The organism is uncultured Succiniclasticum sp. (genome assembly GCF_902793885.1).
In the GTDB taxonomy this organism is placed as follows: domain Bacteria; phylum Bacillota; class Negativicutes; order Acidaminococcales; family Acidaminococcaceae; genus Succiniclasticum.
This window is the reverse complement of record NZ_CADBFF010000001.1, coordinates 193,316-210,405: the sequence shown is the minus strand read 5'-3', so window position 1 is coordinate 210,405 and position 17,090 is coordinate 193,316. Positions and strand designations below refer to the sequence as shown.

Annotated in this window: 2 protein-coding genes; both read right to left on the bottom strand. The window is 48.8% G+C overall.

What is annotated here, in order from left to right; all coding sequences use genetic code 11:
• Positions 1–1,727 (bottom strand): hypothetical protein (locus QZV31_RS01060; RefSeq protein ID WP_295356934.1); only part of this gene is annotated, 1,727 nt, incomplete at its 3' end.
• 72 nt (positions 1,728–1,799) lie between these two features.
• Positions 1,800–17,051 carry an LPD38 domain-containing protein gene (locus QZV31_RS01055; protein ID WP_295356931.1) on the bottom strand — a complete coding sequence of 5,084 codons (15,252 nt, stop codon included), beginning with the start codon at positions 17,049–17,051 and terminating at the stop codon, positions 1,800–1,802.
• Positions 17,052–17,090 lie beyond the last annotated feature (39 nt).

Sequence of the window (17,090 nt, the reverse complement as noted above, 5' to 3'; positions counted from 1 at the left end):
CCCCCGCGATTCCCGTTTGGAGAAGGACGCGACACGATGCCCCAGCCCGCAAGCGCCACGCCGCCGTGGAGGGCCGCGTAGAACAGGCCGCAATACGCCGTCCCGCCGCTCAAGGCACCGAAGCATAAGACCTCTCTAATCCCGACAGTAGCTGCTAAAATGTACCACGAATCCTTATAATAGGTGCTGCTACTTCCTCCAAATACATCAGGAATCAGCACGCCGCACCGGCCCATGGTCTTGTGTTTGATGTAGTTCCATGAAGATGAGCCGGGTTGGTCAATTTCCACGCCGGATGCTTTGTAGTTCTCCGTAACATCGGTAGCCTGATGTGCCGTCCGTTCCGCAAAGTACAGTTGCATCTTATAGTTGTCACTGCTGTCTTTGTAGTATTTGGCAATAACATCTGCCAATACTTCATACGCACCAGCGCTATACTCAATGCCTTGCAGTTTGGCTGCGTACTTGCCGCCTGCCGGGTTACCGGGCGAACCGTCATTGCCGAGAATGTTATCACAGCTTCCATTCGGCCAGTGGAACGTGGCAATACATGTAGTGTCAGCCGTTGTGTCAAACGTGCTGTCCGTGTCCACATAGATAGCAACGTAACTGGTGCCGTTGACTGTAACATTCTCAATAGATGTGATTTTACATCCAGCGTTTGTACTGATATTGTAACAAGAAGCACTGCCGCGGTCAACATTATTACTGGCATTAACTTCTCCAACCAGTACGCCCATCCCCACTTCGTAACCGGGATTGCTGGAAAGCAGGATCCGTTTCACGCCGGTTTCGCCAGCAGCCGCTTTGGATGTGTAATTGTTAGACAGGCATCCCTGTAAGATACCATCTGCAGACAGGCTGGCGTATTTAATCATAAACATAATCCACAGGAAGTTCCAGTCACAGTAGCACATGCCGCTCCATCCGGTTCCGGTTGCTGCCGCCAGCGTATGCAGCGTGTTATGCGAAATGCTGTACGCCGTCGGGATAGGCCCGGAATAGGAAGTCAGCTTGCCATTAACCGTTTTATTAAGATATTTTGAGTGAATCACCCACGGTCGCATTTTGCTGTTTGACGGCCTGACCGATTCATGCAGCGGCCAAATGTAAGTATACGGAACAAACTTTGCCGTGTAGCCCAGCCGGAACCGGGAAGCATCGTTCATTACATAAACGTAACCGCTCTGCTGTAACACCCCTACCATCTTATCCGGGTTATAGCGTTCAAAGTTCCCGTAGATGCCGTCGATAGCCGTAATAACCGGTTCCAGTGTTTCGGGATCCATTTCAAAATTACAATCCCTCGGTGCAAACAGCGGCAGTCCTGCATAATCGTCCTGGCCTGCAGTCGAATTCGTAGAACATACCGCAGTCATGCCCGCATTGTCCCCGCCTTTTGTGCCGGTGGCAACAGCGGAAAGGTCCGGGTTATAAAAATCCACATAACCATCCCACGGAAGCCGTGTCTTTTCGAACCATAAGTCGGTTACCGCAGTAATTTGTTCTTTCGTAGGATTATCCGGCAGATTTTCCTCGAAGAACAGCTGCATACCAGCATAGTATTTACTTGGCGTTCCGTCCAGCATCAGGGCAGGCTCCACGCCAAAATGTTTGTTCAGCGTGTTTCTGATGCCGGCAAGTTCATTTCTGATTTGCTCCTGCCTTGTCAGTAGGTTTTCTCCCTGCTCATGCGTAAAGACGCGATCTTCATCAACATTGCTCAAATTGTATTCCCCCTTTCTAAATGAAAAGGCACCCTGCGCATACAGAGTGCCTTTCCTTATTTAATTAAGTGTTTAAAATTTGTCGCGGAAGCGCTGCAATGTTTTCTTTTGGATTTTGTGAATCACTTTCCGCTTCTGATCTATCATCTTCCGCTTATTCTCCGGAGAGATGTTCTTTGCGTCCGTAATCTGCTGAATTTCTTTGTTCTTCAGAGATACGTCCCGCAACGCCTTATTGATAGCTGCCACGGCGGGCGTAGGCTTGCCTTTGACGCCATACCCGGCATGGTGTTGCTGGGCTGCGCTCACAAGGTTGTAAAAATCCTCGCTCGTCCGGTTCATGTTCATATCGTTAAGGAAAAAGTCACGAATGAAAACACGTTCCTTCAACTGTTTCGCAGGCTGGTTGCGTTCTGTACCGATAACAGGGTCAAGCGACTGTATCGCTATCATTCCCATAGTACCGGTATAGTCACGCCATACATTATCAAGTTTGACCGGAGAAAGCCCCGTATTCGCACCGATAGCCTTGGACAGTTCAGAAGTGCCTTTATTGTATCTCATTCCTGCCGGTAATCTTTGTAACCGGTTGCCCTCAATAGGTTTCTCCCGGAAGAAGCTATAATTCGCTTGCCATTCCAAAATAGGAAGGAACATTGTCGGGAGTATGTTCGGCAGTAAATTGTCTTTAAACGCTTTCCACCAGTTCCCTATTGCTTCCGGGTCGTTTTTGGTAGCAAGGTCAAGCAGCGCTTCTGTACCGCTGCCGAAAATCACGCCCGCTTCCTGCGGTTTCGGTATGCGGACGCTGCCAATTATCCAGTTCTGCATCCTGATATGCGGGTCAATTTCCTCATACCAGGGTTCGTCGTGGTTAAAGCCCCACAACAGCAGAGACGGAAGTATGATGTATTTTGCCAGGTTTACCATTGTGCCTACCGGGTTTTCTTTGAACAGGTTCCGCAGCTTGTCGCCGCCCTGCAGACAGGCATTGAAGAACGGCACTACCTGATTTACTTTCCGCCCGGAAGTACCGGAACGGCTAAAGTCCAGGGTAACATCCCGTGCGTCAAACGCCGCTTCTATGACAGACTTTCCGTTTTTGCGTGCCCGCATGAACTCGCCCATACGGGTTGACGCTTCGACAAATTCGCTTGCGTTCTCCCAGCCTCTGAAAAATGCTTTTATAAGGTCGGTAAGAGAGTGAATCTTTCCGTCGCCGGTCAATTCCTTCATAGATTGTACTGCAGAACGCTCACTACCGAAGTAGTTGAACGCTGTAACGCCTGCTGCCATAAATTCGCCTTGGAGTTTTTTGTCTCCCCACCGGTCCGACAATGCCAGCATACCACGGACGCTATCCACAACCGGTATGAATCCGTTGCGACTGGAAACGCCCGCAAAAATCGTATCACGGATAAAGTTACGGATGATAAAGGACGGTGACGTGGTAGCGCCGTAACGTAACATCCTTGCGGATGTCCGTAAAGCACCGAACACGATACCCGCCGATTCATTCCCGTAACCGACAATAGGCCCGTACAATTCCTGTGTGGTTTTGAACGCCACTTTTTCACCGTTCATCAGAACAGTAAATACGAAATTCTTCGGGTCTTCTGCTTTGCCAGGAACCTTTTGAAGTATGCCGCTTTCCTGTAAGGCTTTGTCATTGGCCACCATGTTTACGAACCGCATAGCGACTTTGTTACGTTCCGCACGGTCCGTCAGTGTTTCGATACCTTGGTAGGTTGCTTCCATAGGCGATATCAGACCGCGTTCGCTACCTTCCGACAGTACGAATTTCATCATGTTCTGCACGTTGGCCATACTGCGCCCGTCAGTGTTCAGGAACCGCAGCACCTTATCAATAGATGCCGTATCAGAGTAGTCTATCATCAGCGGGCAGTATTCCTTGTACGTCTTGTTGATCTTGTCATGAACTGACGGACGGATAAGCCCGCCATCTTCCATTAAAATCAGCAGGTTTTTCTGTAACTGGTAATACTTCTCCGCTGCTGCGGCAAACTCTTTCGGCGCGTTCTTCACAACTTCCTGTAAGTCTGCCGGGTTGATTTCCTTCGGCAGCTTATAATCAGTAACGCCTTTTTCTTTCGCAATACGCAGCAATTCCAATATACGCCGTGCGCCCAGGTAGTTACTGAACGCCTGGTGCCATGAGTTCAGGCCGTGGCGCTGCAAGTAATCCGGGTGCGCTTTGTCCATCTGCGCCGTAGCAATGGTTTCCAGCACGTCTTTCATGGTCACGTTGTTGAAAATCCCTTTCAGGTATTTTGCCCGTGCCAGTTTTTGTTTGTCACTGGGGTCAATGTGCTGCCCGATACGGTCACGTAACGTATTCAAACTGTGCTCATTACCCTTTACAAGCGTTTCTGCCGTGCCGTTGGCCAGCGCCCTTACAAGGCGCATACGTTCATACACCTTTTCGTTAAACGTGAGTTTCCGGCCCAGTTTCTTTTCAACGGCTTCGTCCACCATCTTCAGGCTGGACAGACTATCAAACCATTCGCTGTAAAACTTCTTGCGCCGGTCCTCTATCCATTCCAAAGCGTTTTGGAACCTGGTCTTGTTCTGCGTGTTGTGGAAAATCTTGTCTGTGCGCCCTTCTGCGGTCGCTTCGTTTGCTGTCCGGACGTTGCGGTTTGCATACGCTTCGGCCTTGCTGAATCCTTCGTTTACAGCAGAGGAAATGGACGCTTCGACCTTCCCTTTTCCTGCCGCTAACGCCGGAATTGCAGCCTGTTCGTAGTTTAATTGTCCGTCAACAACATACGGCCTACCGTTTCTGTCCTTGACATCTTTCAGAAGTTCTGCTACACTTATTTCAGGCGGTATTGTAGCGACCTTTTTCCCACCTGATTTGGGTGGACCGGCGCTTACAATACCGTCTTTTATTATGTCGTAAAACTTGGCGTCAGAGATTTCGTACAAGCCGGAGTTCGGATTTCCCTCTTTGGCAACGATTCTAAAGCGGGTTAACGTGTTGCTGTTTTTGTTTCCCACAACGGCATAAAGTTCAATATACTTTGTCCCGCTGCCGTGCGAAGCATCAGGGTGTTTGTCAACATATACGGCTGATTCCAGTATATCTTTAATGCTGGAAAGCGCCCTTAACCTCGTTTTGTTGTTTCTGTTGCTGTGAGATTTATCACTTGACTTGAAAAGATGATCTCCGTCTTTAATACTTGAGATGCGGCCAACAGGCCCTTCATTTTGAATGGTAAACTTAATCGGTTCACCGCTCTTATCGTTCATCAGGTCTAAAATGGCCTTTTTGAGATTTGCGTTATCGTATAAATCAAATTTCGGATTTCCTGTAATATCAATCACCGGGACTTGTGTGTCTGCGGTGATTTTATTATTTGTAACCAGGTAATCTTTTACGTTCACGCCGCTTTTCGCTTCCCGGTTCCACACTTCGCCTTCCGCAATTTTGCGCATCACGTTATGGACGTTCTCTGTTCCTGTAAGTATGGCCTGTACTTTCCTTGCAAAGTCCTGTATCTTTTGGAACAGCTTTCCTAACCGGGTTCCTTTGCGCTGCTGCCGTGCCAACTGCCAGTCGCGATATGCGTCTGCGCTGACTTCAATTACGGATTTTCCCAGCTTTTCTGCCGTCGCCCCGTACTCTTTTTCCATTGCCGCCTTTTCTTTTTCGGTCATGACAAGGTTGTACGCCGGATGATAGCTTTCATGGAACACGGTCCCTTTGTCTCCGTACTGCGCCAGTGAAATAGCTGCGCCCTTATCAAAGGTTTCGGTGTAGCCGTTTACCCTGATAGGTTCGTTAGCGTTCTTTCCGTGGGCCTTGCGTGCTTCTGCCGCTTCTTCGGCGTTAAGGAAGCACTGGTTGGCAATATCTACTGAAATTGCTGTTCCGTTCGGCAACGTAAAGGTAATATGCTGCCATTCCCGGGTAAAGTTCTTGGCACCCGGGAACGCCGTCTTAACATCTGCAACGATATCGTCAACGGCCTGCCGAATTGCTGGTTCTGTGCTTTCTGCTACGGATGCTTCCAGTTTTTGTCTGCGCTGGACGATTACGCTTTGAGGTGTTTCGCCGATTTGTTCATCCTTTTCGTTGACAGCCTTAAAGGTCGTTACCGTCTCTGTGTCGGTTTCGGTTTTTGTTTTCTTCCACGGAACTCCGTTTTTCCTCGTATCGCCGGGGACTTTCCGACTGATGCTGTTAATGTTCCAAAAATCAGGGTCAGCATCATCGAGAATGTTAGACATTGCTGTGTCTACCGTGGTTTCAAAATCAGCAGTATAGTTCACATCGTCGCTCACGTCAGTAATTCGCTGGCGGGGGTCACGTTGCAGATCTTCCGGCTGGAATAACAGGCTGCCGTTCGTGTCCGTAACCTCGCTTGCCGGTGCTACAACATTTTCTACTTCTCCTGCAATGTAGCGTTCCAGTGAAAGCCCGTATTCTTTGATGGTGTCGCCGTTCGGTATCCTGTGCCCTGCAATTTCCCACTCTTCACCATTGTATAAAACGACATTTCCGATAGTAGCTATGTTCCTGTACCAGTCCGGCGCAGGAATACTATTCTCTTCCATATCCTTTTCAATGGCCTTGGCTTTCCTTTCGTATGCGTCCAGCCGTTCCTGGTCCTTCCACACACCTTTGGATGCTGATTCGGCTTCTACAAGGTCAACTTCCGCTTTGTCTAACCGCTTCTGCCATCCTTCCTTGGAACGCCTGATGTTACTCAGGGTGTTTTGCAGTGAGCCGATAGTCATTTGCAGTGCCACGTGCTCAACCTGTCCGTAATCTTCGTCCTTTACAGTCTTCAGGTCGATGTATTCCTTCTTCGATTTTGCAGTGGCCTTTTTCTTGCCTTCTTCCTTGCCTTTTGGTTCTTCAATTAACGGTGCTGCTTCTTCGGCAGGCTTTTCGCTCCTGGCTACAAGCCTATACTCACTCCCTTTCAGAAGGTTAATTTTTTCTACGCTTACCTTAAAACCTCTGTACCGGATAAAGTCTTTAGCGTACTCTTCATTCCTGGCAGCAGCCTGGTAGTTAGATTCCAAAAACGGCGCTGCCTTTTTCTCGTCAGTGAATGTTTGGAACTCTCCCGTTGCTGCGTTTCGGATTTGAATAGAGAAGTCCGGGTGCAATTCCCGGTCATGCGCATATACGGCATCGTCAATATCTGCACACTCTAAATTCTTTTTCAGTTGAGGTATCTCTCTCCGCAACCGTTGAGCGGATTCTTTACTTTCCCGTTTTCGTCCCTCAAAATTGCTTCTCTGTTTCTTTAACTGTTCAATCTTCTTTTTCGCGTCCGCAAGTTTGGCAAACCGGGTGTCACCGACTGCTGCTGCCTGGGTTTCCGCAATATCGCCGATACTGTCGTTTTCTTCTTCTGCCAGTGCGTCACTTTCAATAGTACGGACTTTGCTCTTCGTGTTCATGAAAGCTGCAATGAAAGAAGATTTAGCCGCCAGCGCTGACCATTTCTTACCGTCCAGCAGCGGCATAGTGTAGCGGTATTCCAATACGGTGTTCCAGTGGTTCCCCTGGCGCACGGCCCGCTTGTTCTCCTGTTCCAGTTCACCAGGCATCCACGGTGCGTCAATGTGGTGGATAGCACGCAAGTTTTCCTGCATGTTCACGCCTACGCCCATGGTCTTGTACGGCGCGATAACAACGGCGACTTCGCCGCTGCTTACGCGGTCTGCTAACCTCTGACGATCTTCGGGGTCTTTGAACTCGTTTTCGTCGCCGGCGACAATCGCAACCTGCTCCGGCTTGAATCCCTGTTCCACAAGTTTCTGCTTGAGGTCTAACGCCATATTGTAGCCCTCTACGGAAAGGGTATCGGAATAATTCTTACGGTACTTCCCGCCCTCTACTCTCTCTCCGCTTGTTATGGTAACAGAACGCTCGTCGTTGTAGCCTTTTTCCATAAAAATAACCTGAGCGCATGGCAAGCCCCTCTTTTGTGAATCGTCATACAGCTTTTTAATGTTGCTGACGCACATACTGGCCTTGCTCATGTTCAGGTCTGTCAGGCTTTTATACAGGTTTTTGATGCTTGCGCCGATACCAGGAACGAGGTTTTGGAATTTCAGGCCCATGCCTTTCGCAAACATTTCTTTGGCTTCTGCGCCTTTTGCTTCCTTCATCCATTTCGCAAATTTCTGTATCTGCTTATAGATGTAGTCCATGCGCTTCGTGTTGGGTACTAACACATTGATTACTTTATGGTTAGGCAGCCCTTCGGGTTTTATGCTGTGGTCATAGCCGTTTTCCAAATAATCCCGTTCTTCAGGTGTCAAGTCCTTGGCCTTGATATCCTTTCCGCTTTCCGTCTTACGTGTCGTGAACTCCGGCAGGTCTTGTGTCGTAACGATATCGATATGCTGTCCTGCAATATTACGCAAGTCAGGGATATTGATAAACTTTGTCAGTCTGTCTTCATATACGATATCGCCTGCGGCGTCCGGTTCCTGCTCGTGAACCACTTCTGTAAACGAATTAAGAAAATCATCAAGATTGTAAATACCGTGCTCTTTCAGAACGTCCGGCATTACATATTTCATGTGTGTATGGATTTCCGGTATGGTATTGGTAATAAGTGTTCCTGTAAACTCAAACACGCCTTTGTTGTCGTGGGTGTTGTTGATGTACTTCGTCAGCATATCCATCGCCGCACCCATTTCGCTTACGCTGGTATCCAGACCTTTGACCTGAAGGTTAGAGTTTTTCGGGCCTTTCTTGAATTCGTGTGCTTCGTCTACCAGGCAGCAGTCAATGCCGGTTTCCTCAAAATTGATGTAACCGGGCTGGTTTAACCTCTGCCCCATAAGTCTGCACTTCTGCCTTATGGTCCTGATACGACGGATATATTGTGCCGCACTCCCCAAACGCTTCTTTTCGTCCTTGTCCATCACGTTTTCACCGTTGGCGGTGTACTTGCTGGTAAGTACGTCAGCGTTGAAGTCTTCATCGAAAAGTTCGATTTTGTCGTCGGCCTGTGCTTCTGCCAGCGCTCTTTCGGTCCAGTAATCAATTTCTTCCTGCCGTAAGGCCAGGGCAGCTTCCTCTGTGAAAGCTATCCGGTCAATCAGGCTGTGCGGAAGTACGATAGCGTCCCAGTCGCCGCTGACAATCTGCGACATCAAAATACGTGTGGTTTCGGAATTTGCAGTTTTGCTGAACTCCTTTACATATAAAACTTTGGAATCCGGGTAATATTTCCCGAAGTTCCGTGCGATTTCTGCGCTGTTTGCGTTGTGTGCAAAGATGATCGGCTTCTTGGCCTTGCCGGTTCTGCGCATTTCCATGCACAACATAGCCATAAGCAGCGTTTTTCCTGTTCCTGCATCATGTGCGGCGATACCGCGCATTTCCGTCAGGAATTTCAGGAAAGCATTGCGCTGGTGCTTGCGCGGGAATAACGGTTTATCGTCCACCATGGGAGACATGCCGGGGAACTCCGTCATAAAGTCTGCATCATATACCGGATTAACGGTACAGTTTACCTCTTCGTTGTACCGGTGTTCCATTTCAGCACGGCGGTCTTCGTCCTTGTCCCACAACCACTCATTAAGCAGGTTGTTCATTTCCCGCATCTGTGCGGCAACCGCTTCTGTTTCGTGGATATTGACCTCTTTTTTCTTGGTGTACGAATCTACATCGTAAATCGTGTATGGCCTTTTGTTCAATACGCTGTTAAAGAACCGGCCCACTTTGGCACGACTTGAACCGCATACCCTCTTTTTGAGTTCCGAGAAGTTGTCAAAAAAGTCGTCGTCAACCTCTACTACCCACCGTCCGTTATCGTTACGGACTTCAACTGCATTATTCACTCCGTCGTTTTTCTGCCCTAACAAATCCATAAAGAATTCTTTATAGGACTTGACAGGAATCCAACTTGCACCCATGTTCACCGTGATTTCACTGGAAGTAAGGTTTTCCGGTAAAACTTTTTTCAGCGCTTCTACATTACGTTTAAATTTAGGGTCTTTTTTCGCAATGGCCTGCGCTTCACGGAGTTTTTTGCGCACGTTTCCGGACAGGTACACGTTGGCAGGTACAAAATCCCCTTCGAAAGTCTCGTAAACCGCATTGGCTTTTATCAGGTCTTTGATAACCTCTTCTTTGGCTTTGTTATTTTCTTTTGCTATCTTGTCAATGTCAATAGCTGTTGCGCCGTCGGCTATCTGCATCTGTAAGGACTGTTGCACAGAGGGCTCTTCGGCCTTTTTTCTGCTCTGCAGTGTTACGCCGGTCAGGATATCGGAAGGCTGCCCGCCGCCCTTGTCCAGTTTCGTTATACGGTCAAAAGAAAGCCCGTCACCAAACTTTTGAAGCGTTTTCAGGGAATCCGCAAAGCCTATCTTGGTTTTCCCGGTTTTTGTGTCCGGTTCTTCCCACACTAACCGGTGTCCCGGTGTGGCTTCAATTACCTTGTTGAATAAATCCAGCGTTTCAGCACGCAATTTCTCTATTGTTTCAGTGGCTTCGCCTTGGCGCATGGATTTTAACAGGTCTTCAAACTTCTCTTTGAGCACGATAAGCGGCTCTATTTGTTTTGCAAGTTCTTCACTCTTCCTGGTCCTGTCTGCTTCAACCTTTTCCTTAAATGCTGCATCAATAGCCTTTTTCGCAAGTTCAGGATTTTTCCTTTCTACATCATCCAGTTTTTCTTTCCAGCTATAATTTTTACCATCCGGCTTCTTGTCCAGTTCGCTATTGCGCCAGTCTAAATCCTTAAATTCAGGATGCCGTGCAATAAAATCGTCATAGCCGTTTTGGGTAGTGCTTACGTTCTTGCCGGTCGGGCTTTGGCCTGCCGGGATGTTCAAAATGTTCTTCAATGAAGTTGGGCGGGCCAGCTTGCTTTTTGCCATCTTGTCGCCACGGACTGAGATTTCGCTGCTTTCTTCCTTGAATTTCAAATCGCCATCCTTCATGTAGAAACTGTAATTAGGACGGCTCACGTCAGCCGATACATATTCGCTCTCCGCTTTTGTCAGCGTTTCGCCCATGATATCTTTCGGGAAGTTATCTGCAACGATTTGTTCTACGGCCTGGGCAATTTCTTCGTCCGTTCCCTTAAATTCCGTTTTCAGTGTAGGCCCGAATTGCCCGGTTCCCACACTCATATCACCAACGATGTTATCGGGATTGTTTACAAAATAGTCATTTACAACAACACTGGTATTACCCTCTTGTTTTAGTAAATGCGCTTGAATCCACGGTTCCTTTGCCGCTTCCATTCCGCTGATAGGCGTTTCTCTCTTGCGGAACACGAGCAGGTCGCATGCCGCGTCCGTACCAGCGCTCCGTTTAAAGGTCTTATTAGGCAGGCGGATAGCGCCTACCAATTCGGCCTGTTTTGCCATAGCAATGCGGATCTGCGTGTCCTGCTTGTCCATCGTGCCGGTCGAAGTCAGTCCCATCATAATGCCGCCGGGACGTAACTGGTTGATGCCGCGCAGGAAGAAGAAGTCGTGAATCCTCACAGATGCCGGGTTGGTGAATTGCCGTGCTTCCGGTGTATCTTCCATTGTAGTCGTGTCATACGGCACGTTGCTAACGATGAAGTCAAAGGAATCTTTCTTTGCAAGGTGGTCTTCGTAATGTTCCGTGAAGACGTGCGCACTCGGGTAAAGCTGTTCAGAGATTTTTGTGGCTACTTTGTCAATATCAATGCCTGTCAAAGTGCTGTTTTCAAAAATTTCCTTCGGCATGGTAGCAAAAAAGCCGCCTACACCCATAGACGGCTCCAAAATATTACCATGCTTTAATCCTAATTTTTGCGCCAGTTTCCACATGGCGGTTGTGATGCCATACGGCGTATAGAAAGAAGTGGTGGTTGAATCCTGCACGGATTCCCATTCTTCCTGCGTCATAAGGTCGTGAAGCTGCTGTGCTTCCTTTTCCCATCCTGCCTGCGGCTTCATGTTGTCGTACGTGCCGCCGAAAAGCTGGTTACGGAAACGTCCGAAGCCGTTATAGTTTGCCAGTGCGTTCATTACTTCCGGCGTAAATTCAACGGTTTCGTCTCCCTCACGGATGCGCCTGATAGTTTCCAGCGCCAGCACATTGCGGTTGAACGCTTCTTTTTCAGTAGCGCCGAACTCTGCTTTTACCGGGTCAATGATGTGATAGTCGCCCGACGGCAGGATTTCGTAACTTCCGTCTTCGCTTACTGCTCCGACCCTTCGCTCCTCATATCCCCTTCGTCCGAGTCCGTTTCCGGGTATCGTAGAATCATTCTCGACAACATTTCCTTCTCGTGAAGGTACTCGTCCGGATCCTTTATCTTGTCCGTCACCCACAGTTCCTTCAACTGTATCATTCTCCGTGACCACGGATGATACAGCGCTTCCGCTGTTGCTACCACTCTGTCTTCCTGTTTCAGTCTCTCGAACATTCTCGGACGCATTTCTTCCCAGTCCCGAATTATCGTTTCCAGTGTTTCCGCTGGCGGTGTCCCGTACTTCTTCCGCTGTTCCATCGCGTCCTTTATCCACTTTTTCCGATTCTTCGCTTCCTGCTCCGTTAGTCTCGGTATCTGTTCGTCCAGCATTTGTTGAAGCGGCGTTTTCAGATAATCCGCTACCACTTTCTTGAAGGTTTGTACTTTCAGGTGTGCGTCCAGTAGTGTTGGCATTTCCCTTTTCTCCTTCGCCTATTGCGTCGTTAATCTCCTTTGTAATGTTCGTGGGGTTCGTCAGTTCTGACATACCCTCAAAAGCAGCCTTGATAAACGGTTTGTATTGCCGTACCGCCTTTTCGCTTCCAGCTTCCTCTACCAGCATTTTGTAAAGCTGGTCCGGTGTAATATCGGGGAATTTCTGCTGTACAGCGCCGACTAACTTAAAGGCGCTTGTCATTACATCGGGGTCTAAAACCTCTTCACTATCATAGCTTTGCAGCGTTCTCCACAATGCGCCTAACCACGGTTTAATCTTTTCGCCGACGTCGTGCGCCATTGTCTTGGCCCATTCATGTAACGTCCGTGCGCCCTTGGCCATGCAGTGCAGCCCGTACCGGCAAGCAGCGCTCCAAAGGTTGGGGTTGAACATCGGGTTCGCTCCCAGTTTGGATAGTTCGGCTTGCAGATCCTTTAATGCCTGCGCCCCGAACTCGTCACTTGCGGCCTTTGCGGTCAGCCTGTCAATGGTTCCTTTTTTCAGGTTCTTCGCAGCGTCGTTGTGAATGAGTTTTGCGTCTTCCTTGCCCTGCTTTCCTTGCCCGAAAGAGAACATCATCCTTGCGGCGTTTTTTGCTCCCTCTGTTACCTCGGAAACTCTTTGCAAGGCTTCTTTTTCTGCCCGGTCACAATCACGAAGCTGGTCTTCCCGGCGTGCGTCAGCAACAGGGTAACTCCCGTTTTCGCGTTTAGATGCTTCCATCCACCCGCGAATCATTTGCCTGTTTTTCTCTTGGGTAGCACGTACTGTTTCTCCCACTTTTTCCGCTATATTGCTGAAAATAGCAACAGAATCCTTATAGGTTATCTTTCCTTCCTTAATAGCATCTTTAACCGTTTGTAAGATGTCAGGCCATGCACGATTAAAGTCTCCTACATGCCCTAAAGTGGGAAGCGTACCTGCAAACTTTTGCCATACATTCGCAGCCTGTTTGGAAAGTTTTACCGCCGGTACTGGTGTGACTTTCGCAGCAGGTTTCTTTTGCGCTGCTTTTTTCACGCCTACTTCTGATAAGAAGTCCTGCACGTTTTCTTTAGCAGACTTATTCTCGGTATCAAATCCGAACTTGTCTTCCTGTTCAGATTTTACCACTTTTTCATGTTCTAATGCAACTTTTTCTTCTGCTGACTGCGTTTCCTTTGTCTGTGCCGGTTTCTCTTCTTCTTTCTCTTTCGTTTCCGGCTTCTTTTCTTCCACGACAGGCGCTTCCTGCGGTTTGGTTTCGGTGGTTTCTTCCTTGCCGACAAGTTTCTTGATACCGTCTTCAACAGCGTCCAGGAGTTCTTTCTGCTGGTCGATGTTGTCCAGCTTTTCCTGTTTCCCAGCAAAATAATCCTGCATTTCTGATGATTTCGGGTCTACGCCTGCGCTTTCCCAAAACCATGTGTTTTCACCAATTTCTGTCTGAATCGCAAAATTGCGGATGAACTTTTGCGACGGAGTGCCGCCGTACTCTTTATAAACTTTAGAATACCACAACTCATTATTGCTGGAACGTAACCATCTGCCGGTTTTTGGATCCGGATATAATGCTACGCCTTTGCCTTTGTTTTCCCAAAGAACTTTAAACATCGGGTCGGAAAACGCTTTTAATTCGTCTTCTACGGCCTTTTTCCATTCGTCCAAAACGGCAAGCGGATTATCCGGGTCTATCATAAAAATAGATGTTACCAGTTCCCGCTGTTCGGGGTCTGAAAACTCGTTATTGATACGCTCCTGTAATGTTGCGTCCAGTTCCCCTGTGCCACCGTTAGAAACATCTTCCGCAACAGCATCTAATAGCTGCTTGCCCTGTTCTGCTTCTGCCTCGGTTGCGTACCCAGTACGGACGGCAGCATCTAACAGACGCTTACCCTCTTCCGCTTCGGCCTTTACTTGTTCTTTGTTTTTGGCTTCTGTCACACGCTTGCTGAATCTGCGTGTAATCTTGCCGGTCGGGCGCAAATAGTTCACTTTGCGTTTCTTCCCTTCCGGTTCTGCTGCCTTTTCTTCCTTGGGTTCTTCTTTGGACTGTTCTTGGCTCCGATCCTTTGGCTGCTCTTTTATTTCATTTTCGCCTTGCTCTCCTGCGGCTTCACGGTCCGCACCTTCTTGTTTTTGATTTTGTTCAGGTTCGGCGTTTCTACTTTGATTCTCTCCGGTTTGCGGGCTACTCTGCCCCTGTAACTGCGCTGACTCATTCTGCTTTTCCTCTCTTTCTGCATTTAATTGTGCTGCTATCCTGCTCTGCATAGATGCGGGCAGTTTGTTAAATGCCTTTGCTGCGTTTGCGTCGCCTGAATTTGCCCGCCGTAACATATTGACAAGGTTCTGCGGTACAGGGCGCAGCGTGCGTTGCATTTTTACATTTTCCGGCAACTTGGAAATGCGTTTTGTAGGCTCTGCAGGCTGCTGGTTTACCGTTGGATTATCCCAGGGAATGTCTGATAAATCTGACTGATTCTGCTGGTTTTCGGCCTCTAGTACAACTGGTTGTGCTGCTGGTTGTGCAACAGGCTGGCTTTGTTGTGCTGCCGGTTGTGCTGCGTTTTGTCCTTGCGCTACTGCCGGTTGTTGGGCAGACTGCGGCTGCGCTTGCGGTTGCTGCGCTTGTTTGCTTTCCTCGGCAAGCATACGGTCGCGTTTATCACGGACAGCTTTAATCTGTACGTCCTTTGAAGCGTTATTAAATCCCGGATACTTAGGGTTGCCGCTTTTGTTCTTCTGATTTTTCCGTTTTGAGAAGAACATTTTTAATTTTTTCTGCTGTTCGGGTGTCATAGCGTTCCATTCTTCACTTGTGAACGCTTCTTCTGCAGACGCAAGTTTCCCACCGTTACGCTTCTGATTAATCATATTCTGAATATGACTGCGGTAGTTTTTGGCAATTTCACTGTTATCGGATTTATCATCCGTGCGCTGCATAAAATCTTCCAATTCGTCGGCGGTAAAGTCGTTGATGTCCTTAACAGTTCCATCTTCTCCCACGTAGGAAGGCCGTTCCTGCTGTTCGGTTCCTTCTGCGAAAGAATCCTCAATGTTGCTGATACGACGCTGTGTTTCTGCATCGAACTCGTCCAGTTGCTCGGCGGTCATGGTTTCGCCCTGCGGCTGGCCTTGCGAAACGTTATCGGACGTTGTGCTTCCTGTATATTCTGAAACGCTGCCGTACCCCAGTACATCACCGAAGTATTTCTGCGCTTCTTCCATGCTGCCACGGTGTACGCCGCCAGTGCTGTTACGGGCAATATAGCCGTCGTTTCCGTCATAAATACCAACATGGTCTTTCCAGTTAATCAGGTCGCCGGCTTTCGGTTCATACCCGGAACTGGTTTCATGGTATGCGTCCCCAAACTGTTTTACCAGTTCGTCGCCATTCACATGGCCCAAACCTTTGATACCTGCATTTTTATACACGTCAGAGACAAAAGCGGAACACTGTACCCGGTCGTCCTCAACCTCCGGAGACTTCCATTTTTCTCCTTCCGGGTGGGTATTGGCCACGTTAAGGATAGACTGTCCGATAGTGGTTTGGGGTTGTTCTTCCTGCTCTTGCTTGCCGAGCATCTTGTTCATGGCATATCCGGCACCGCTCATTACACCACCTTGGCCTAATCCTGCAATGCCGCCAACGGCAGCAGCATTAACCTGTTCAGGATTCCACTGGAGCGGATTCACGATCTGCCCGATGTTGTCAATTTTGCCCTGTGCATACAGGTTTGAGCCTTCCTGTGCGCCTTCTTCCCATGCGTTCTGTCCAGCGTTAGTCAGTAAGAACTCTGCGCCCTGTTTCACCTTTCCTTTAATGCCTTTTGCAGCGCCGCCAAACAACCGTCCTAATCCAATACCTTCTACCAGGTTGCTTGCGCCCAGCACGGCCATGTTTCCTGCAAAGTTTTTCGCCATGGCTTCCCGGACTGCATCACGGTCAACGTCTTGCAGTCGTTCTCCGGTCTGCTGGTCGTGTGTCATTTCGCCACCGGTTCCACCGGCTTCGCTTGCAGCTTCTAAAGGAACCTGTAACATCAGATTGCTTAACAGTTTACGCCCGCCCTCGGTTGCTAAAGCCCGTTCAACAGATGTAAGCCCTAACCTTCTTGCAACGGCACCTATCGCGCCAGCGCCCAAAGATGCAGCGCCGGTAACGCCTGCTGCCGCTAACGCTTTCATCAGGATAGCAGCTTCTAATGCCATTGCCGCGGTCGAGCCAAAGCCGCCGCCAACGTCATACGACATTCCATACGGGTCAGCAGCATAATTTGCAAACTGGCCCAAACTGCCGAAAATCTCGTTGGCACTGTACTCTTTCGGACGTGAATACTGTTTTGTGTAACCGGTAAGGGTATCGGCAATTTTACCGGCTGTTTCATTTCCTGTAAACGAAGCTACCGCTTCTGCCTGGTTCCCTACCACGCCTAATCCTTGCGCCGCTGCGCCACGAAGGAAAGCACCAATAAGGCCAGGTTTGTCTTGCTGTGCGCCCGCCGCCAGTTGCTCCTGTACTGCCGGATTCCCCATACCGATACTGGCCCGGTACCGGTTCCATTCGTCATCTAAACTTTGCGCTCCCGGGGCGATCTGCATACCGCCGCTGGGGGCTGCGAAAATGTTCTGACTTTCTTGTAGTAATTCATCATAACTTAATGCCATTTTATTATCTCCTTGCGTTCAAAAGTGCTACTTCTCATC

What these genes read in the sequence shown, in the direction of transcription:
- QZV31_RS01055 (WP_295356931.1), bottom strand. Translation starts at nt 17,051, where the DNA reads ATGGCATTAAGTTATGATGAATTACTACAAGAAAGTCAGAACATTTTC.